Annotated in this window: 18 protein-coding genes and 1 pseudogene; 5 read left to right on the forward strand and 14 right to left on the reverse strand. The window is 73.4% G+C overall.

Annotation, left to right across the window (positions count from 1 at the left end; genetic code table 11):
- Positions 1-31: 31 nt before the first annotated feature.
- On the reverse strand, positions 32-1,258 hold the full coding sequence (gene cbiE, locus OG370_RS06875; protein ID WP_328461646.1) for a precorrin-6y C5,15-methyltransferase (decarboxylating) subunit CbiE: 1,227 nt from the start codon (positions 1,256-1,258) through the stop codon (positions 32-34).
- A 235-nt stretch (positions 1,259-1,493) separates the two neighbouring features.
- A complete protein-coding gene (locus tag OG370_RS06880; RefSeq protein ID WP_328461649.1) occupies positions 1,494-2,183 on the reverse strand; it encodes a GNAT family N-acetyltransferase in 690 nt (229 codons plus the stop codon).
- A gap of 212 nt (positions 2,184-2,395) precedes the next feature.
- Between OG370_RS06880 and OG370_RS06885 the strand changes: the two genes are divergently transcribed.
- From OG370_RS06885 to OG370_RS06895, 3 genes are all read left to right on the forward strand, one after another.
- Entirely contained in the window at positions 2,396-3,259 is an 864-nt protein-coding gene (locus OG370_RS06885) for a class I SAM-dependent methyltransferase (protein ID WP_328461651.1), read from the forward strand.
- Positions 3,260-3,336: 77 nt separating this feature from the next.
- Positions 3,337-3,705 (forward strand): hypothetical protein, encoded by a 369-nt coding sequence (locus OG370_RS06890; protein WP_328461653.1) that lies wholly within the window; start codon positions 3,337-3,339, stop codon positions 3,703-3,705.
- 163 nt (positions 3,706-3,868) lie between these two features.
- On the forward strand, positions 3,869-4,306 hold the full coding sequence (locus OG370_RS06895; protein WP_328473861.1) for a hypothetical protein: 438 nt from the start codon (positions 3,869-3,871) through the stop codon (positions 4,304-4,306).
- Positions 4,307-4,330: 24 nt separating this feature from the next.
- Here the strand turns inward: OG370_RS06895 and OG370_RS06900 are convergent, their stop codons facing one another.
- A complete protein-coding gene (locus OG370_RS06900) occupies positions 4,331-4,852 on the reverse strand; it encodes a GNAT family N-acetyltransferase (protein WP_328461655.1) in 522 nt (173 codons plus the stop codon).
- A 531-nt stretch (positions 4,853-5,383) separates the two neighbouring features.
- Here OG370_RS06900 and OG370_RS06905 point away from each other — a divergent pair.
- Positions 5,384-6,052, forward strand: a complete 669-nt coding sequence (locus OG370_RS06905; protein WP_328461657.1) for a lysophospholipid acyltransferase family protein — start codon at positions 5,384-5,386, stop codon at positions 6,050-6,052.
- A 240-nt stretch (positions 6,053-6,292) separates the two neighbouring features.
- A complete protein-coding gene (locus OG370_RS06910) occupies positions 6,293-7,318 on the forward strand; it encodes a glutamate ABC transporter substrate-binding protein (RefSeq protein ID WP_328461659.1) in 1,026 nt (341 codons plus the stop codon).
- Between the two features lie 6 nt (positions 7,319-7,324).
- Here the strand turns inward: OG370_RS06910 and argH are convergent, their stop codons facing one another.
- From argH to OG370_RS06965, 11 genes and pseudogenes are all read right to left on the reverse strand, one after another.
- Positions 7,325-8,779 carry an argininosuccinate lyase gene (gene argH, locus OG370_RS06915; protein ID WP_328461661.1) on the reverse strand — a complete coding sequence of 485 codons (1,455 nt, stop codon included), beginning with the start codon at positions 8,777-8,779 and terminating at the stop codon, positions 7,325-7,327.
- Positions 8,776-9,972: an argininosuccinate synthase gene (locus OG370_RS06920; RefSeq protein WP_328461664.1), complete on the reverse strand. Its 1,197-nt coding sequence runs from the start codon at positions 9,970-9,972 to the stop codon at positions 8,776-8,778. The genes argH and OG370_RS06920 overlap by 4 nt, the downstream gene beginning before the upstream one ends.
- 190 nt (positions 9,973-10,162) lie before the next feature.
- A complete protein-coding gene (locus OG370_RS06925) occupies positions 10,163-10,696 on the reverse strand; it encodes an arginine repressor (protein WP_328461666.1) in 534 nt (177 codons plus the stop codon).
- Positions 10,697-10,712: 16 nt separating this feature from the next.
- On the reverse strand, positions 10,713-11,918 hold the full coding sequence (locus OG370_RS06930) for an acetylornithine transaminase (protein ID WP_328461668.1): 1,206 nt from the start codon (positions 11,916-11,918) through the stop codon (positions 10,713-10,715).
- Positions 11,919-12,115: 197 nt separating this feature from the next.
- Positions 12,116-13,024 (reverse strand): annotated as a pseudogene (argB, locus tag OG370_RS06935) (acetylglutamate kinase); the annotation flags it as partial.
- Positions 13,021-14,175, reverse strand: coding sequence for a bifunctional glutamate N-acetyltransferase/amino-acid acetyltransferase ArgJ (gene argJ / locus OG370_RS06940; protein ID WP_328461670.1), 1,155 nt, complete (start codon positions 14,173-14,175; stop codon positions 13,021-13,023). The pseudogene argB and the gene argJ, both read right to left, overlap by 4 nt.
- Positions 14,172-15,200 carry an N-acetyl-gamma-glutamyl-phosphate reductase gene (gene argC / locus OG370_RS06945; protein ID WP_328461672.1) on the reverse strand — a complete coding sequence of 343 codons (1,029 nt, stop codon included), beginning with the start codon at positions 15,198-15,200 and terminating at the stop codon, positions 14,172-14,174. The genes argJ and argC overlap by 4 nt, the downstream gene beginning before the upstream one ends.
- Before the next feature lie 126 nt (positions 15,201-15,326).
- Positions 15,327-15,983 carry a hypothetical protein gene (locus OG370_RS06950; RefSeq protein WP_328461674.1) on the reverse strand — a complete coding sequence of 219 codons (657 nt, stop codon included), beginning with the start codon at positions 15,981-15,983 and terminating at the stop codon, positions 15,327-15,329.
- 250 nt (positions 15,984-16,233) lie between these two features.
- The gene (locus OG370_RS06955; protein WP_328461676.1) at positions 16,234-17,652 is read right to left on the reverse strand and encodes a DUF58 domain-containing protein; all 1,419 of its coding nucleotides are present in this window, start codon (positions 17,650-17,652) and stop codon (positions 16,234-16,236) included.
- An 11-nt stretch (positions 17,653-17,663) separates the two neighbouring features.
- On the reverse strand, positions 17,664-18,500 hold the full coding sequence (locus OG370_RS06960) for a hypothetical protein (RefSeq protein ID WP_328461681.1): 837 nt from the start codon (positions 18,498-18,500) through the stop codon (positions 17,664-17,666).
- A 77-nt stretch (positions 18,501-18,577) separates the two neighbouring features.
- Positions 18,578-19,498, reverse strand: coding sequence for a DUF4129 domain-containing protein (locus OG370_RS06965; RefSeq protein ID WP_328461683.1), 921 nt, complete (start codon positions 19,496-19,498; stop codon positions 18,578-18,580).
- Positions 19,499-19,613: the final 115 nt, after the last annotated feature.

Raw genomic sequence — 19,613 nt, forward strand, 5'->3', positions numbered from 1 at the left:
GGCCTGCGGACGGCTTGTTGGCGGCTCGCGGTCAGCGCCGGGAACCACACAGCGCGAAGCTCACCGATCGCTCACGCTCGGCCCAGTCGCTGTCCAGTTCGACCGATTGGAGCAGGGTGCGCTCCACGTCGTAACCGCCTTCGGACAGCGCCCGGGTGATCGCCTCGGCCTGGTCCCGGTTGCCGGCCGCGGTGACGATCCGCTCGGGCCGGCGGGCCGCGCAGGCGGCGGCGACCTCGGGGTCGGCGGTGCCGATCCGGACCACGTCGGGCTCGGGCAGGTCCTCCAGCGCGGTCGGCGCGGTGCCGTGCACGACCTGGAGTTGCACCCCGGTTCGGCGGGCGGTCGCGGTGATCCAGTCGCACGCGTCGGCGTCGCGGTCCACCGCGATGACGGCGGCGCCGAAACCGGCCGCCTCCACCGCGAGCGAGCCGTCGGCGGCGCCGATGTCCCACACCAGGTCCCCTGCCCGCGGGCCGAGCCGGGCGAGTTGGAAGGCGCGCAGCTCCGCCGGGAGGTGGCCGCCGTACTCGGCCGCGGGCAGCGCCCAGCCGCGCGCGGCGCCGGGGAAACCGGGGTCGCGGCCGGCGATCCAGCCGCCGCCGGAGTGCGTGGCGGGGCCGCCCAGCGCGGCGATGCCCTGTCCCTGGGCGGAGATCCCGCCGACCACCAGCACCACGTTCGGGTCGCGCCATATGTGGTCGGCGACCTTGTCGGAGGTGAGGACGGAGACCTCTTCGTGCTCGGTGCCCAGTGCCTCGCAGATCACGAAGGTGCGGTGGACTCCGTTGAGCATCAGGGCGAGTTCGGCGGGGCCGGCGCCCGGCGCGGTGAGCACGGCGACCTTCGCGCTGGCCCGGCAGACGTTCACCGCCCGGCGCAGGGTGCGGCTGGTCGCGACGACCACGCGCGCGTCGTCCCAGGGCATCCCGGCCCGGGCGAAGGCGCGCGCGACCGCGGAGACGGCGGGGACGACCTCGACCTCCAGGCCGAGTTCAGGTGCCCGCAGCGCCCGGACGACGCCGAAGAACCCCGGGTCGCCGTCGGCGAGCACCACCGCGGTGCCGCGGTGCCCGGCGACCCGGCGGGCCGCGATGTCGATACTGCCGAGCACGATCTGCTCGGCGCCCTTCGGGACGTACGGCAGCGCGAGGTGGTGGCGGGTGCCGGCCACGAGCGTGGCGGCGTCGAGCGCGGCCCGCGCCGCGCCGGACAGCGGCGAGCCGTCCCATCCGATCACGGTGACCCGGTCGGCCATCGTCGTCTGCCTCCATGGCGTGTGAGGGTCCCGCCAAACCTTAACCCGCCCCCGACCCTCCAGGGTGGTCGGTCCCACGCTTCGCACCCTTCCCCTCGCCCCCGAGTTGTAGGCGTCTTTTCGCGGAAGGGGCCGCACATCCTCAGGGGCGCGGGGAAGGGTGCGGCAAACCCCCACTTACCGCCAGGTCCGGGCAGAGACGCCGACGGGCAACCCGGGCGGTCCCGTTGAAGCGTCAGCGCCAATCCGCGAAGGCGGTGTAGTCGTCCGCGTAGTTCGCCGCACCGGCATCCGCACGGCGCCCGGCGCCGGCCGACCCGCCCAGGTCCCCCGGGTAGTCGAGGTCCTCCCGGAGCAAGCTCCACACCAGCAGGTCGGTACGGACCTCGGTCCACGCCCCGGCGGGGTCCGCGTCGGGCCGGGCCCGGACGATCCCCGCGCTGCGCAGCACCCCTTCGCTGACGCACCCGATCTTCTGGGCGACCTGCTGCGACGCGGTGTTGTCCGCGGCGGTGCGCAGCTCGACCCGTTCGAAGCCCTGCTCCCGGAAGAGCCAGCGGCACACGGTGAGCACGGACTCGCAGGCGTATCCCTCACCGCGGGCCCAGTGGGCGGTGAGGTACCCGGCCTCGGTGCCGCGGATACGCCAGTCCGTGTGCTGGAGCGTGACGGTGCCGACCAGCCGCTGGGTGAGCATCTCGGTGACGGCCAGCACCAGCCCGCGGCCGTGCTCGCGTTCGGCGGGCGCGGTCCGGGTGACGAAATCCCGCGCGTCCGCGGCGGTGTACGGCTGGGGCATGTTCGTCCACGCCGCGATCAGGTCGTCGTTCATCATCTCCACAAGTGCGGGGATGTCGTCCTCGTCGTACGGGCGCAGCACCAGCCGGTCCGTACTGAGTGAGATGTCCGGAAAGGTGGAGGTCATTCGTGCTCCGTAACCAGGGCATGGGTGGATTGCACAGCATGCAGTATCGCGCCCGGCGCGCGCCGGGCAGGGTGGGCGCGGTGCGGCGGCGTGGCGCGGGCGGCGCGGGTGAACTCGCTTCCAGGGTAGGGGGAATGGGCGGGCGACCGGGTGTCCTGCCGTTCGGTCCTGGTATCCGTGAACGTCATCCGATCCTGCTACCGTCAGCCCGCGTGAGAGTGCACCACGCAGCAGGAGTCGGCTATCAGCGGGCCGCGGGGGTCTACGAGCGCTCCCGGCCCTCCTACCCGCTCGCGGCGCTCGCCGCCCTCGCGGACGCGCTGCCGCTGGAGCGGGGCCGTACCGTGGTCGATCTGGGGGCGGGCACCGGCAAGTTCACCCGGCTGCTGGCGCTGACCGGGGCCGAGGTGCTCGCGGTGGAGCCGGTCGCGGAGATGCGTGAGCGGCTGGCGGAGCTGCTGCCCGGGGTGGCGGTGACCGCGGGCACCGCGGAGGACAGCGGGTTGCGGACGGGGTGCGCGGACGCGGTGGTGGCGGCGCAGTCCTGGCACTGGTTCGAGGCGGACCGGGCGCTGGCGGAGGTCGAGCGGCTGCTGCGGCCGGGCGGCGCGCTGGTGCTGGTGTGGAACACCTACGACACGTCGGTGCCGTGGGTGCGGGACTACCAGGACATCTACTTCCGGCTCGCCCCGCGCGACCTGCCCAGCCCCCCGCTGGCCTCGGGCCCGGGCGGTACAGGTGCGGGTACGCCTACGCCCTCCGGTCCGGTTCCGGCCGCGGGGGCCGGCCTGGAGGCGCCCGGCGACCCCGCCCGCGCCTGGCGCGAGGCGTTCGCCGCCCGGCCGGGCTGGGGCGCGATCGAGGAGCGGCACTGGCCGAACCCGCACTCCACGACCGTGGCCGACGTGGTGGAGCGGATGATGTCGTCCAGCCACATAGCCGTGCTCGACCCGGCCCGGCAGGAGCGGGTGCGGGCGGAGCTCCAGGCGGTGCTGAGCGCGCACGACGCGACGCGGGGCAGTGGCGCGATCGAGATGCCGTACACCACGGACGTGTACTGGGCGCGGCACCGCTGAGCAGGGGCGGAGCAGGTGGCAGGGTACCCGGTCACCCGGGAGCGAGAGCGGTTCGGCGCCCGTAATACAGTCGTCGCATGCTCGATTGGGTCATCTGGACGGTCTCCGTGCTCGCGCTGCTGCTCGCGGCGTGGTGCGGCTGGGCCGCGTACCGCGACTCGGCGACGAAGGACTGGCACTTCGCCGGGATGGCCGTGGTCACCCTCGCGGTCCTGGTCCAGCTGGTGATCTCCATCGTCCAGCTCACCCGGGGGGACCGGCCGGCGCACGGGCTGGCGGTGTTCGTGCCGTACCTGATCGGCGCGGTCTGCGCGATTCCGGCGGCGGCGGTCATGTCGCTCGCGGAGCGCACCCGTTGGGGCTCGGCGATCGTCGCGGCGGGCGGGGTGATCCTGGCCGTGCTGGAGCTGCGGCTGGACCAGATCTGGGGAGCGGGACATGGCTGAGGGCAGCACCGGTAACACCACCGGGAACACAGTGGAAGGCAGCGACGTGACGTCACCCCAGCCGGCGGCCGAGACGGCGGCAGCGCGGACGACCCCGCAGGCAGCCCCGCAAACGGCTCCGCAGGCGGCAGCGCCGGCAGCGGCGCCGGCGGAGAAGGCGAAGATCGGCACCGGACCCGGGCGGCTGCTGCTGTCGCTGTACGGAGTCTTCACGGTGGCCGCGCTCTCCCGCTCGATCGTGCAGCTCAGCACGAAGTTCCACGAGGCGCCGCTGGCGTACGTGCTGTCCGGGGTGGCCGGAGTCGTCTACGCGGTGATCACCGTGGCGCTGTGGCGGGGCGGCGAGTCGGCCCGCAAGGTGGCCCTGGTCTCCTGCTCGGCGGAGCTGCTCGGGGTGATCACCGTGGGCATCCTGACCGTCGCCGACTCCTCGGCGTTCCCCGACGCGACCGTGTGGTCCGACTTCGGGATCGGCTATGTCTTCCTGCCGATCGCGCTGCCGGTCGCCGGTCTGCTGTGGCTGCGCCGCTCCGCCCGGCAGGGGGCGGAGACGGCGCTTGTACGGCAGACCGGGACCGGCGGCGAGTCCGGCGGCGAGTAGCGCGCCCGACCGCGGCGGCGCGGGTCAGGCGGTGGCCGCGTAGCTCCCGGCGGGGGCCGGCGGCTGCGGTGCGGACTTCTCCATGTGCACCAGGCTGAGCCGGCGGTTGACCGGTTCCGCGACGCCCACCTGCTCGTAGCCCAGCTTGCGGTACATCCGCTGGTGCACCTGGCTGCGGTGCCCGGTGAAGAGGCGGTAGCGCTTGGCCTCGGCTTCGGCGGCGAGGCGGTCTTCGAGTGCGGCGAGCAGGCGCCCGCCGAGTCCGTGCCGCTGCAGGCGCGGGTGGACGATCAGCTTGCCGATGCGGGCGGTGCCGTCGTCGTCGACGGCACCGCGGACGGAACCGACGACCTCCTCGCCGAGCCGCGCCACGAGGACGGTGCCTCCGGCGAGTTCGGCGCGCAGTTCGTCGAGGGTCTGGGTGAGCGGTTCGATGGTGTAGTCGCCGTAGAGCTCGGCTTCGCCCTGATAGCACAGGTACTGGAGTTTCAGGATCTTCTCGGCGTCATCGTGGTTCGCCGTAGAGATGGTCACGCTCATGCCCATGTCGCGCGGGCCTCCCCTTCGAAATCCGTCCGGGCGGGTGAGGGTGTGGTGCGCGCCCGGAACGTGTGCCTGTGCGGAGTTGATACGAATGTGCGCTCGATGTCGCCTCCGCTGGCGCCGATGATCGCACAAACGAACCGGCCGGGTACCGCTGCTGCGGTGTCCGGCACAGCGCCGCCGGGGCGGGCCGGAGGCACACCGGGACGTCGGCTGTTTACCGTGCATTACCCCGTCCCACCGGGGATTCAACCCTCCGATTCACCACCGGCCCCGGCTCGTTCCGGCCGCCGGGGTGCGACCTGGGCGGTACCCGCCTGTGAGATTCCCAACTCCCGTCGCGTGCGCGGGAAGACGGCCGGGCCCCGCCGGCGCCGCGCGCACTCGTCGCGGCCTGCGCGGACCTGCGGTCTCCGGTGGGTGAACCCGGCGTGCGCGGGGGCCCCGCGCGGAAGTATCGTCAAGACGTACGGGCCGGTAGGGTCGGTCCGCAGGTTGACGTCCGTACGAGCCCGGAGGGGTCCGTTGTCCCGCATGTCCCGCAGCGTGCTGAAGGCGATTCTGCTGGTGCTGATGCGTGTGCTGTACCGCCCGGTGGTGGAGGGCGTGGAGCACATCCCGGCCGACGGCCCGGTGATCCTGGCGGGCAACCACGTCACCTTCATCGACTCGCTGTTCCTGTCCCTGGTGGTCGACCGGCAGGTCTACTTCATCGGCAAGGACGAGTACGTCACGGGCAAGGGCGTCAAGGGCCGGCTGGTGGCGTGGTTCTTCACCACCTGCGGCATGATCCCGGTCGACCGCAACAGCGCCCACGGCGGTGTGGCGGCCCTGATGACCGGGCGCCGGGTGCTGGACGAGGGCAAGATCTTCGGCATCTACCCCGAGGGCACCCGCTCCCCCGACGGCCGCCTCTACCGCGGCCGTACCGGCATCGCCCGGCTCGCGCTGATGACCGGCGCCCCGGTGGTCCCGTTCGCGATGATCGGCACCGACAAGGTGCAGCCCGGCGGCAACGGCATGCCGCGCCTCGCCCCGGTGAAGGTCCGCTTCGGCACCCCGCTGGACTTCTCCCGCTACGACGGCATGGACCGCGACCGCTACGTGCTGCGCGCGGTCACCGACGAGGTGATGTCCCAGGTGATGCACCTCGGCGGCCAGGAGTACGTCGACATCTACGCCACCAAGGCCAAGGCCGCGTAATCGGGTGCCCCTGACCCTCCGGGGTGTCCCCGTCCGCCGGTTGAGGGACCACCTGCCGGTGGGGGGTCACGCGCGCGGTTCTCCCCCAGGGCTTCGCCTGGGTGGGGGTGCCCCCGGCGGAGCGGGAGTACCCCCACGCGCCCCTGAGTACCCGCGGCGGGGGCAGGCGCCAGGACAGGAACCGTCGGGGCGCGGGGAACGTCACTTGCGGCAGGGGTGACGTGACGCGGAGGAGGCCCTGTGGTCGTCGGTGCGGTACGGCGTGGAACGGGGGCGGCCACGGCCGCCGGGTTACTGCTGGTGGTGGGCGTCCTGGGCGTGGGCGGCTGCGCCGCTCCCCCGGGGCCGGGCACCACCGGAAGACGGGCGCACAGCACCGAACGAGCAGTACCCGCCGACGTTCCCGCGCAGGCACCGGCCGACGACCAGTCCTGCCACCCGCTGGAGAGCTACCGTCCCCAGGGCACGCTGCCGCAGCCCGGGCACATGCCGGCCGGTTCCACGATGGCCGCGATCGTCAAGCGCGGCCGGCTGATCGCGGGCGTGGACCAGAACTCGTACCTGTTCGGCTACCGGAACCCGCTCACCGGGCAGTTGGACGGCTTCGAGATCGAGCTGCTGAAGCGGATCTCGACCGCGCTGTTCGGCTCGCCGAACCGTATCCAGTTCAAGACGATCTCCTCCGATGCCCGGCTCTCCGTGCTCCAGCCGGACCCGAAGACCCATCAGTCGTCGGTGGACATCGTCATCGACTCGATGACGATCAACTGCGACCGGTGGAAGTCCGTGGCGTTCTCCACCGACTACCTGGACGCGGGCCAGCGCGTGCTGGTGCCGAAGTCGTCGACCGCGAAGTCCATCGACGACCTCGGCGGGAAGCGGGTGTGCGCGGCCTCGGGCACCACGTCGATCGACACGCTGAAGGGGCTGAAGAAGCACCCGGTGGTGCCGGTGGCGGTCAAGGACTGGACGGACTGCCTGATGCTGATGCAGCTCGGCCAGGTGGACGCGGTCTCCACCGACGACACGATCCTGATCGGGCTGGCCGCGCAGGACCCGGACACCAAGCTGATCGGCCCGCGCTTCACCAAGGAGCCGCACGGCATCGCGATGCGCCAGGACCAGACGGACTTCGTGCGCTTCGTCAACGGAGTGCTGGAGCGGATGCGGCAGGACGGTTCGCTGACCGCGCTGGAGAAGCAGTGGCTGGGGGCGAACGCGAGTTCCTTCGTGCCGCCGCCCAGCCCCGCCTACAAACCCGAGTGACCCGGACTACGCGCCGGAGCCGCCCGGCCCGGTGCCTTCCTTGGCCGTCGCCCAGGCGTGCTGCACGGCCAGATCGGCCTTGACCTCGGCGAGTTGTACGGCGACCGCCGAGGGCGCGGTGCCGCCGCGGCCGCTGCGGGCGGCGAGCGCCCCCGGCACGTGCAGCACGTCACGGACCCGCGGGGTCAGATGCGGGGAGATCTTGGCGAACTGCTCGTCGGTGAGCTGGTCGAGTTCGATGCCCTCGGCCTCGCACACCTTGACGCACTCGCCGGCCACCTCGTGCGCGACCCGGAACGGGACGCCCTGCCGGACCAGCCACTCGGCGATGTCGGTGGCCAGCGAGAAACCGGCCGGGGCCAGTTCCGCCATCCGTTCCTCGTGCACGGTGAGGGTGGCCATCATGCCGGTGAACGCCGGGAGCAGCACCTCCAGTTGGTCGCAGGAGTCGAAGACCGACTCCTTGTCCTCCTGGAGGTCCCGGTTGTAGGCCAGCGGCAGCGCCTTGAGAGTGGCCATCAGGCCGGTGAGGTTGCCGATCAGCCGGCCGGACTTGCCGCGGGCCAGCTCGGCGATGTCCGGGTTCTTCTTCTGCGGCATGATCGAGGAGCCGGTGGAGAAGGCGTCGTGCAGGGTCACGAAGGAGAACTCCTTCGTGTTCCAGATGATGATCTCCTCCGCGATCCGGGACACGTTGATCCCGATCATCGCGGTGATGAAGGCGAACTCGGCGACGAAGTCCCGCGAGGCGGTGCCGTCGATGGAGTTGCCGGCGCTGCCGTGCTCGAAGCCGAGGTCGCGGGCGACCGCCTCCGGGTCCAGGCCGAGCGTGGACCCGGCGAGCGCGCCGGAGCCGTACGGCGAGACCGCGGTGCGCTCGTCCCACTGCCGCAGCCGCTCCGCGTCCCGGGACAGCGCCTGGGCGTGGGCGAGCACGTGGTGGGCGAAGAGCACCGGCTGCGCGTGCTGGAGGTGGGTGCGGCCGGGCATCGCCGCGTCCGGGTGCGCCTCGGCGAGGCCGACCAGCGCGTCCTGGAGGTCGGCGACCAGGCCGCCGACGATCCGGGCGTGGTCACGCAGGTACATCCGGAAGAGCGTGGCGATCTGGTCGTTCCGGGACCGGCCGGCCCGCAGCTTGCCGCCGAGGTCGGGGCCGATCCGTTCCAGCAGGCCGCGCTCCAGCGCGGTGTGCACGTCCTCGTCGGCGATGGTGCCGGTGAAGGCGCCCGCGGCCACGTCGGCCTCCAGGGCGTCGAGGCCGGCGATCATCCGGTCCAGCTCGTCGGCGGTCAGCAGCTCCGCCCGGCACAGCGCCCGGGCGTGCGCCCGGGAGCCGGCGATGTCGTACGGCGCGAGCCTGAAGTCGAAGTGCACGGACGCCGACAGCTTCTCCAGCGCGGCGGACGGCCCGTCGGCGAACCGCGAGCTCCACAGTTTGCCGGTACCGGCCCCCGCGCTCACTGGTCGAGGTCCCGCTTGGCGGCGATCTTGCTGGACATGCCGAACAGCTCGATGAAGCCCTTGGACAGGGACTGGTCGAAGCTGTCGCCGGTGTCGTAGGTGGCGAGGTTGAAGTCGTAGAGCGACTGGTCCGACCGCCGGCCGCTGACGACGGCCCGGCCGCCGTGCAGGGTCATCCGGATGTCGCCCGAGACGTGGCTGTTGGCCTCGGCGATGAAGCCGTCCAGCGCCCGCTTGAGCGGGGAGAACCACAGGCCGTCGTAGACCAGTTCGCCCCAGCGCTGCTCGACCTGCCGCTTGTAGCGGGCGAGTTCGCGCTCGACGGTGACGTTCTCCAGCTCCTGGTGGGCGGTGATCAGGGCGATCGCGCCGGGGGCCTCGTAGATCTCCCGGGACTTGATGCCGACCAGCCGGTCCTCGACCATGTCGATCCGGCCGATGCCCTGGGCGCCGGCCCGCACGTTGAGCTGCTGGATCGCCTCCAGGACGGTGACTTCCTGGCCGTCGATCGCGACCGGGACGCCCTGCTTGAAAGTGATGACGACCTCGTCGGCCTCCCGGGGGGCGGCCGGGTCCTGGGTGTACTCGTAGATGTCCTCGATCGGCGCGTTCCAGATGTCCTCGAGGAAGCCGGTCTCGACCGCCCGCCCGAAGACGTTCTGGTCGATGGAGTACGGGGACTTCTTGGTGGTGGCGATCGGGAGGTTCTTCGCCTCGCAGAACGCGATGGCCTTGTCCCGGGTCATCGCGTAGTCCCGGACCGGGGCGATGCAGTTCAGGCTCGGCGCGAGCGAGGCGATACCGGCCTCGAAGCGGACCTGGTCGTTGCCCTTGCCGGTGCAGCCGTGGGCGACGGTGTCGGCGCCGTGCTTGCGGGCGGCGGCGACCAGGTGCTTGACGATGGCCGGCCGGGACAGCGCGGAGACCAGCGGGTAGCGGTCCATGTACAGCGCGTTCGCCTGGATCGCCGGGAGGCAGTACTCCTCGGCGAACTCGTCCTTGGCGTCGGCGACCTCGGCCTCGACGGCACCGCAGGCGATCGCGCGCTTGCGGATCACGTCCAGGTCCTCGCCGCCCTGGCCGACGTCGACCGCGACGGCGATGACCTCGGCGCCGGTCTCCTCGGCGATCCAGCCGATGGCGACGGAGGTGTCCAGGCCGCCTGAGTAGGCGAGTACGACGCGCTCGGTCACGGGTCTCTCCTTACGATGCATCCTCTGACTGGTATAAGTATGCACTCCCCCGCATGAAACGTCAAAGTGCCAGGTCAGGGTCCCGAACACGGAAAAACCCGCGCCCCCGAAGGGGCGCGGGGAACTGCGCGACCAGCCCTCCACCGGGCGGCGCCAGGGAGCGGACCGGGACCGCGGCGGCGGGAAGCCGCTACGCCTCGCCCTGGGCGAGCCGCAGCAGGTGATCCGCCAGCTTCTGCCCTCCCGCGGGGTCCCGCGAGATCAACACGACCGTGTCGTCGCCGGCGATCGTCCCGAGGATGTCGTACACCTCGGCCTGGTCCATCGCGGACGCGAGGAACTGGGCCGCGCCCGGCGGAGTGCGGACCACCACCAGGTTCGCCGACGCCTCCGCGGAGATCAGCAGCTCCGCGGCGAGCCGCCGCATCCGCTCCTCCTTGACCGACTCCCCCAGCGGCGCCTGCGGCGTGCGGAACCCTCCCTCGGAGGGCACCGCGTAGATCAACTCACCGTCGTTCGTACGGATCTTGACCGCGCCGAGTTCGTCGAGGTCCCGGCTGAGCGTCGCCTGGGTGACGCTCAGCCCGTCGTCGGCGAGCAGCTTCGCGAGCTGGCTCTGCGACCGCACCGGTTGCCGCCCGAGCAGGTCCACGATCCTGCGGTGGCGTGCGGTACGGGTCTGCGGGACTGCCTGGCCCCCGCCATGCGCTTGCGGCTCGGTCATCGCGTACGGATCTCCGTCATTCTCCCGGTCGGTCGGCCTGTGCGGCCCGGTACACCTCGTCGAGCACACCCGGCAGCGCCTGGAGGAACGCGTCGGTCTCCGCGTCGCCCACGACGAGCGGAGGCGCCAGCCGCACCACGTCGGGCACGGCCGCGTTCACCAGGAGTCCGGCATCCTGCGCCGCCCGTTCGACCTTGGCGGACAGCGGCTCGGTGAGCACGATACCGATCAGCAGCCCGGAACCGCGCACGTGATCGACCAGCGGGTGGTTCAGCGCCTCCACGCCCTGCCGCAGCTTCTCGCCCTGCCGCTTGACGTTGTCGAGCAGATCCTCGGCCGCGATGGTGTCCAGCACGGCCAGCGCGGCGGCGCAGGCGACCGGGTTGCCGCCGAAGGTGGTGCCGTGGCTGCCGGGGGTGATCAGGTCGGCGGCCGGGCCGAAGGCGACCGCGGCGCCGAGCGGCAGGCCGCCGCCGAGCCCCTTGGCGAGGGTGACGACATCGGGCTCGACGCCCTGCGCCAGGCACTCGAACCAGTGGCCGGTCCGCCCGACGCCGGTCTGCACCTCGTCGAGCACCAGCAGCGTCCCGGTGGCCGCGGTGATCTCCCGGGCCGCCTGGAGGTAGCCGACCGGCGGCACCACGACGCCGTACTCGCCGAGGATGGGTTCGAGGATCACCATCGCGGTGTCGGTGGTCACCGCGGCGCGCAGCGCGGCCACGTCGCCGTACGGCACGTGGGTGACGTCGCCGGGCAGCGGCTCGAAGGCGGTGCGCTTGGCGGGCTGGCCGGTGAGCGCGAGGGAGCCCATGGTGCGGCCGTGGAAGGCGCCCTGGGCGGCCACCACGTGGGTGCGGCCGGTGAGCCGGCCGATCTTGAAGGCGGCCTCGTTGGCCTCGGTGCCGGAGTTGGCGAAGAACACCCGGCCCGGGCGCCCGAAGTGCTGGAGCAGCCGCTCGGCGAGCTGGACGGTCGGCTCGGCGAGGAAGAGGTTGGAGATGTGGCCGAGCGACCCGATCTGCCGGGTGACCGCCTCGACCACGGCCGGGTGGGCGGTGCCCAGCGCGTTGGTGGCGATGCCGCCGACGAAGTCGAGGTACTCCTTGCCGTCGGCGTCCCAGAACCGGACGCCCTCACCGCGGGCCAGGGGCAGCCGGGGGACGCCGTAGCTGTTCATCAGCGCGCCCTGCCAGCGCTGGGCCAGCTCCTTGTTGCCGGTCACCGTGCTCCCCCTTCTGCGGACGTGTCCGCGGTCGCCGTGCCATCGGAAGTCGCCGCGCCGTCGGAATCGGGCGCGGGGTCGAGCGTGGAGTCGAGCGCGGGGTCGAGCGTGGAGTCGAGCGCGGGGTCGAGCCCCGGCGCGGGATCGAGCCCCGGCTGGAAATCGGAACCGGGCTCGGGCTCCGACCCGGGCTCCGGGTCGGGCACGACCATCGTGCCGATGCCCTCGTCGGTGAAGATCTCCAGCAGGATCGAGTGCTGCACCCGGCCGTCGATGACGCGGGCGGTGGTCACGCCGTTGCGCACCGCGTGCAGGCAGCCCTCCATCTTCGGCACCATGCCGCTGGACAGGTCGGGCAGCAGCTTCTCCAGCTCGGTGGCGGTCAGCCTGCTGATCACGTCGTCGCTGTTCGGCCAGTCCTCGTACAGGCCCTCGACGTCGGTGAGCACCATCAGCGTCTCGGCGCCGAGCGCGGCGGCCAGCGCGGCCGCGGCGGTGTCGGCGTTGACGTTGTAGATGTGGCCGTCGTCGGCGGCGCGGGCGATCGAGGAGACCACCGGGATACGGCCGTCGGCCAGCAGCGCCTCGATGGCGCCGGTGTCGATCGCGGTGATCTCGCCGACCCGCCCGATGTCCACCGACTCGCCGTCGATCGTGGGGCGGTGCTTGACGGCGCTGATGGTGTGCGCGTCCTCGCCGGTCAGGCCGACCGCGAGCGGGCCGTGCCGGTTGAGCAGGCCGACGAGTTCGCGCTGCACCTGGCCGGCGAGCACCATCCGGACCACGTCCATCGCCTCGGGCGTGGTGACCCGCAGGCCCGCCTTGAACTCGCTGACCAGGCCGTGCCGGTCGAGTTGCGCGCTGATCTGCGGGCCGCCGCCGTGCACGACGACCGGCTTGAGCCCGGCGTGCCGCAGGAACACCACGTCCTGGGCGAACGCGGCCTTGAGCGCCTCGTCCACCATGGCGTTGCCGCCGAACTTCACCACCACGGTCTTGCCGTGGTGCCGGGTCAGCCACGGCAGCGCCTCGACCAGGACCCGGGCCTTGGGCAGCGCGGTGTGCTTGCGCGGGGTTCCCCCGGGACGGGGGTCGGCGTCGGTCATGAGCTGTACGCGCTGTTCTCGTGGACGTAGTCGGCCGTGAGGTCGTTGGTCCAGATCACTGCGGACGCGTCTCCGGCGGCGAGGTCGGCGGTGATGACGACCTCGCGGAAGCGCATGTCGACCAGGTCGCGGTCGTCGCCGACCGAGCCGCCCCGGCACACCCACACGCCGTTGATCGCGACGTCGAGCGCGTCGGGCTCGAACACGGCGGAGGTGGTGCCGATCGCGGACAGCACCCGGCCCCAGTTGGGGTCCTCGCCGTGCACGGCGCACTTGAGCAGGTTGTTGCGGGCGATGGAGCGGCCCACCTCGACGGCGTCGTCCTCGGTCGCGGCGTGCACCACCTCGATCCGGATGTCCTTGCTCGCGCCCTCGGCGTCGCCGATCAGCCGGCGGGCCAGGTCGGCGCAGACCGCGCGCACCGTGTCGGCGAACTCGGTGTACTCCGGGGCGACTTCGGACGCGCCGGAGGCGAGCAGCAGCACCGTGTCGTTGGTGGACATGCAGCCGTCGGAGTCGATCCGGTCGAAGGTCTGCCGGGTGGCGTCCCGCAGCGCCTTGTCCAGGGTGCCCTGGTCGACGTCGGCGTCCGTGGTGAGCACCACGAGCATGGTGGCCAGGCCCGGCGCGAGCATGCCCGCGCCCTTGGCCATACCGCCGACGGTGAAGCCGGACGGGCCGGTGGCCACGGCGGTCTTGTGCACGCTGTCGGTGGTCTTGATCGCGATGGCGGCCTTCTCGCCGCCGTGCGCGGACAGTTCGGCCGCGGCGGTGCCGATGCCCGGCAGCAGCTTGTCCATCGGGAGCGGCAGGCCGATCAGCCCGGTCGACGCGACCGCGACCTCGCCCGCGCTGTGCCCCAGCACCTCCGCGACGCGTTCGGCGGTCGCGTGCGTGTCCTGGAAGCCCTTCGGGCCCGTACAGGCGTTGGCGCCACCGGAGTTGAGCACCACCGCGGTCACCGCGCCGCCCTTGAGGACCTGCTCCGACCACAGCACCGGGGCGGCCTTCACCCGGTTCGACGTGAAGACGCCCGCGGCGGCCCGGCGCGGCCCGGCGTTGACCACGAGGGCCAGGTCCGGGTTGCCGTTCTCCTTGATCCCGGCGGCAATTCCCGCCGCCGTGAACCCTTTCGCTGCCGTCACGCTCAAGGCGCCACTCCGATCGTGGAAAGTCCCGTCGCCTCAGGAATCCCGAGGGCGATGTTCATGCTCTGTACGGCGCCGCCCGCCGTGCCCTTCGCCAGGTTGTCGATCGCGCTGATCGCGATGACCCGGCCGGCGTCCTCGTCGTAGGCGACCTGGACGTGCACGGCGTTGGAGCCGTAGACGGAGGCGGTCGCCGGCCACTGGCCCTCGGGCAGCAGGTGGACGAACGGTTCTTCGGCGTACGCCTTCTCGTACGCGGCGCGTACGTCCACCGCCCCCACGCCCGGCCGCGCCTTCGCGGAGCAGGTCGCGAGGATGCCGCGCGGCATGGGCGCGAGGGTGGGCGTGAAGGACACGCCGACCCGCTGCCCGGCGACCGCGCTCAGGTTCTGGATCATCTCGGGGGTGTGCCGGTGGCCGCCGCCGACACCGTACGGGGTCATCGACCCCATCACCTCGGAGCCGAGCAGGTGCGGCTTGGGCGCCTTGCCCGCGCCGGACGTGCCGGACGCGGCGACGATCACCGCCTCGGGTTCGACGAGGGCGGCGCCGTACGCCGGGAACAGCGCGAGCGAGACCGCCGTCGGGTAGCAGCCGGGCACCGCGACGCGCTTGGACCCCTCCAGCGCGGCGCGGCCACCCGGCAGCTCGGGCAGCCCGTACGGCCAGCTGCCCGCATGCTCCGACCCGTAGAACCGCTCCCAGTCGGCGGCGTCCTTGAGCCGGAAGTCCGCGCCCATGTCGATCACGAGCACGTCGTCGCCCAGCTGCTCCGCGACGGCCGCGGACTGGCCGTGCGGCAGCGCGAGGAAGACCACGTCGTGGCCGGCCAGCACCTCCGCGGAGGTCTCCGCGAGCACGCGCCCGGCCAGCGGCACCAGGTGCGGCTGAAGCGCCCCCAGCGGCTGCCCGGCGTTGCTGTTCCCGGTCAGCGCCCCGATCTCGACCTCGGGGTGCCCGACCAGCAGTCTGAGCACTTCCCCGCCGGCATACCCGCTGGCTCCGGCCACCGCCACCCGCACCGTCATCGACTCCTCCTTCGACAGCATGACTATACGGCTGGGCGCACTTTTATGCAATGTTCGACGCAGGTCACCGCCCTGCGCGGCGCCCGTACGCGGGGACGGGGCCGGGCGGGAGCACGGGCCGATCCGTCAGGGCCGCGGCCCTCCCTCGTCGCCACCGGGGCGGGCGGGGTGCAGCAGGGCGAGCAGGAGCAGCGCGGCGGTGGCCGCGAGGACGAGGACCGCGAGCAGGCGGGTCCAGCGGTGGTGGGACAGCGGCAGCACGGCGGCGGCGAAGACGGCGGCGCAGGCGCCGAGCGCGAGGAGCACCGGGGCGAGCGGGCGGGCCGCGCGAGGCGCCCGGGGGCCGGTGGCGCCGGAGATCCAGGGGTCGGTGAGGAGCAGGTAGCCGATCAGGAGGGCGGTCACGCACGCGCCGAGCCACAGCGGCGGCCCCGTCACGGCGGCCAGCACCACCGCGGCGGCCGCGAGCACCGTGGGGGCGCGCCGGCGGGCGAGGGCGGGCCGGCCCACAGACGCGGCCGGCGGGCGGTCGTCGGCCGCGGGCGCCAGCCACCAGGCGAACCCGGCGGCGGCCACGGCCAACAGTCCCACCGGGACCCCGACCCGGAACGCGGCGGGCACGTCGCACGCGGCGGCCACCAGCAGCGCGGCGACGGCGCGGGTGAGCAGGCGAAGGGCACCCGGGCTCCTCCGCGTCCCTGCCGTCCGCTCCGTCTGCGCACCCGGCCTGCCCACCCCGACCGGCGTGCCCGGCCCCGGCTCCCTCGGCGTCATCGGCGTCATCAGCGGCCTCCGAATACGGATACGGATACAGGCACGGGGACGGGCACGGTGACGACCGTGCCGTGGCCCGCACGGCCCGATGCGCCTGGCGCATGCGCGCGCAGGGCGGAGAGCCGTCCTGGTCGTGCGGCTGCCCGGACCTCCCCGACAACGCTCAAGACGCTCTCCCGGACTTCGCCGGAGGTGCCCGGCCCCGCCGCCGGCCGGGCGGGACGGTGGGGACGCGGCTTATGGTCCGCCGTCGCACCGCTCATCGGGAACCTCCGTGGATACGGGTGCGCAGCAGCGGCGCCAGCGCCAGGTCGAGGGTCTGGCCCGGCTGGTGGGCGATCAGCGCGATGCCGCGCTCGGTCAGCGCGAAGCGCATCGCGTCGCGGTCGGCCCGCCACAGCCGTAGCGCGAGTTCCGCGGTGGTGTCGCCGCGCGGCGCGGGCGGGTCGCCGGAGGGGATCTCCACGACGACCATCGGGTTGGCGCGGGAGCGCACCTGGTCGAGTACGTCCAGAATGCGCTGGTCGGTGAGCGGGGTGAAAACGTAGACGAGCGCGCCCTCCGGCAGCGCGGGCGGCGGCAGCCGGCTGAGTTCCGGGTCGCGCTGGACCAGGTCCTTGCGGACCTCCAGCACGCTCTCCACGATCCGGTAGAAGTACCCGTCGCCACTGCCGGGTTGCAGCCACCGCGTGGTCCCGCCGACCGCCACCACCCCGACCCGGTCGTGCGTCCGCAAATACGCCCGGACCAGGCCGGCCGCCGCACGGAACGTCTCGTCCAGCGACGACAGCCCCGTCGCGGGATCACGGATGTCGCCCAGGACGTCGAGCATCACCACGGTGTCAGCGGCACGCTCCGCGGCGAACTGATGCAGTTGCAGCGACCCGCGCCGCGTCGTCGCAGGCCAGTTGATCCGCCGCTGCCGCTCCCCGCGCACGTACGGATGCACCCCGATCACCTCGATCCCCTCCCCCCGCTGCGGCGACGCGTGCTCCCCCAGCCGGGTCGGCAACCGCACCGGAATCGGCGTGAGCCCCGCCGCCGCCGGCAACGGAAAGACCGCCACCTCACCCAGATCCACCCGCACCGTGCGCCGCGCCACACCCCCCGCGTCATAGAGATCGACGTCCACCGTGCCCAACGTCCACCGCCCCCACCGCTCGGCGGTGAACCGCAGTTCCAGATGGGCCGCACCCACGGTCAGCGCGTCCAGCCGCACCCCCGGGCCGAGCATGACCCCGGGGTCGAGCCGGCCCTCGCCTCCGTCGTGGACGACGGCGATCCTCGCGACGACCTGCTCGCCCTCGAAGCAGCGCCGCACAGCCACCTCGACGGTCGCGGTGAGATGCCTGGCCCGCGGCGTCCGGGGCAGTGCCAGCGCGAGCAGCACCAGCGGACCGGCGGCCAGCGCCAGCAGCCACGGCCGGCCGGTGACGAGGGCGGCGCCCAGCGCGAGCGCGGCCACCGTGCCGTAGCGCAGGGCACGTTCGCCGGCCCGCCAGCCGTCCGGCGGCTCGGGCGGCGCCTCGGTGGGCCGGCCGGACTCCGACTGCCGCCCGCCGAGGGCGCGTTCGACCGCCCCTGAGCCGGTCGCACCCTCCACGACGATGTCGCCGGGCCCCGGTACGGACGCGGGCGCGGGCTCGGGCGGGATCGGCCCCGGTGCGGACGCAGGCACGGGTTGCTCCTTCATGACGCGGTGCCGGTGCCGGTGCCGGGCGCGGTCCGCGGCGCCGGGACGTCGCCGGGTGCGGGCTGCCCCGGGTCTGCGGGCTGCTCCGGATCGCCCAGCACTTCGAGCCGCTCCAGGAGCGCGCGCAGCACCCCCTCGGGCACGGACGGCCGCGGCGGTAGCTCGGCCGGGTCGATCCACGGCCACAGCTCCGCACCGACCAGCGCGCGGGCCCGTTCGGGGGCGCGGTGCAGGTCCGTGCCGTGCCGGGCGGCAAGTCGGGCGGCGAAGAGCCGTTGCAGGTGCGGGCGCAGCCGCTGGGCGAAGTACGCCTCCCCGTCGGGGCCGAGCGCGTTGTGCACCAGCCACTCCCAGCCGCCGAGCGCGGGCTCGCTGCTGCCCAGCAGCCTTACGGGCCTGCGGTAGTCGCCGTCGCGGGCGCCGGCCCCCGCGACGTAGCGGGTGACGCAGAACCCGGCCGCGGCGGCCACGGCCAGCCCCAGCAGGGCCACCGCGAAGCCGTCGGTGACGCCGAGCAGCAGCACGCCGGCGGACGCGACGGCGACCAGCAGCGTGACGGAGTGGCGGGCCGAGCCCGGCGCGGCCCGCACCCGGGTGCGGGCCGCCGTGTCCGGACCCGGGTGGTGCTCCGGTCCGCGGGTGTCCGGTTCTCCGGGCCCGCCGACAGTGCCCGAGCGACCGGACCTGCGGCCCCCGGCGGACCTGCCGGGGTTGCCGAGAACTCCGGGCAGTTCGAGCAGGGCCGCCCCCGCGGTGCGGCCCCCCGGCGCCGTGCCCGGACCCGGTCCCGCATCCGCGCCCGTATCCCGAGCCGTGCCCGCATTCCGAGCCACGTCCGTATCCCGAGCCGCGTCCGTGGACGGCCTCGGGCCCGACACCGGTCCGCCCGTGTCCGGCGAGTCCGTTGCCTTCACACCCCCTCCTCTGCCCTGGCTCCGGTGCGCGGCGCGGCGAGCCGTTCCGCGAGGTCCGCGAGTGCGTCGGCCGCCTGCGCGCGGTGGGTGTCGCCCATCGGGTGGCTGGAGTAGCGGGCCTCGCGGAACAACTCGGTGAGCACGGAGGCGCTGCCCCCGGTGCGCAGGCCACTCGCGGCGGCGCGTACCAGCAGGTCGTTCGGGCTGTCCGAGACGTGCCGGGACACGCCCGAGCCGGCCAGCGAGGTCTCCATGGCGACGTAGCAGGCGATCACCGCGGTCCGGGCGTCGCCGTTGTCGCCCAGGGCGCGCCGGCCGGACTCCACCGCGTCGGCGAGCAGCCAGGCGTCCTCGTGCGGGTCCCTCCGGGCACGTCGCGGCCTGCGGACGTACTCCGCCCGCAGCCGCCGGTACGCGACGACGAACGCGGCCACGAGCGCCACACCCGCGACCACCAGCAAGGTGACGATCAGCCAGGGCGGCGGGTTGTGCGGCGTGTCGTGCCCGAGATCGCGTGCGGGACGCGAGCGGCCGACGCCGAACTCGCCGGGGCCCAACGGCGCCGGTTTGAAGGGCGGTCCGAACCGGTGCAGGACCAGGACCGCGGCCGGTACGGCGGCGGCGGCGACCAGCAGCGTGGCGCGCACGACGGCCGCGAGCCGCTGCTCGACCGGGCTCAGCCGGGTGTCGATCCGCGGCCGGACCCGGTACCGGGCAAACAGCGTCAGGCAGCCGACCGCCCATCCGATCGCGAGCAGCGCGACGGCCGGCCCGCTGCGGACCGCTCCCGCGCCGCGTCCGACGGAGCCGGGCCGCAGGACCAGCGCCGCCAGCACGGTCCCGGCGACGACCACGACGACCAGCGCCGTACGCGCGTCGCCCGGCACTCCCCTGGTCGAGAGCGCTCTCCGCCCCATCCCTCCACCCCCTCCGTACGCTTCCGCGCCTCGCAGCCTCGCACACGGGTACGGCCCGCCGCGAGGCCCCACCCCGCCCCCGCCGCCGTCAAACCGGGGGCTTGTTCGAGGAAGC

Source organism: Streptomyces sp. NBC_00448, from assembly GCF_036014115.1.
Lineage (GTDB): Bacteria > Actinomycetota > Actinomycetes > Streptomycetales > Streptomycetaceae > Actinacidiphila.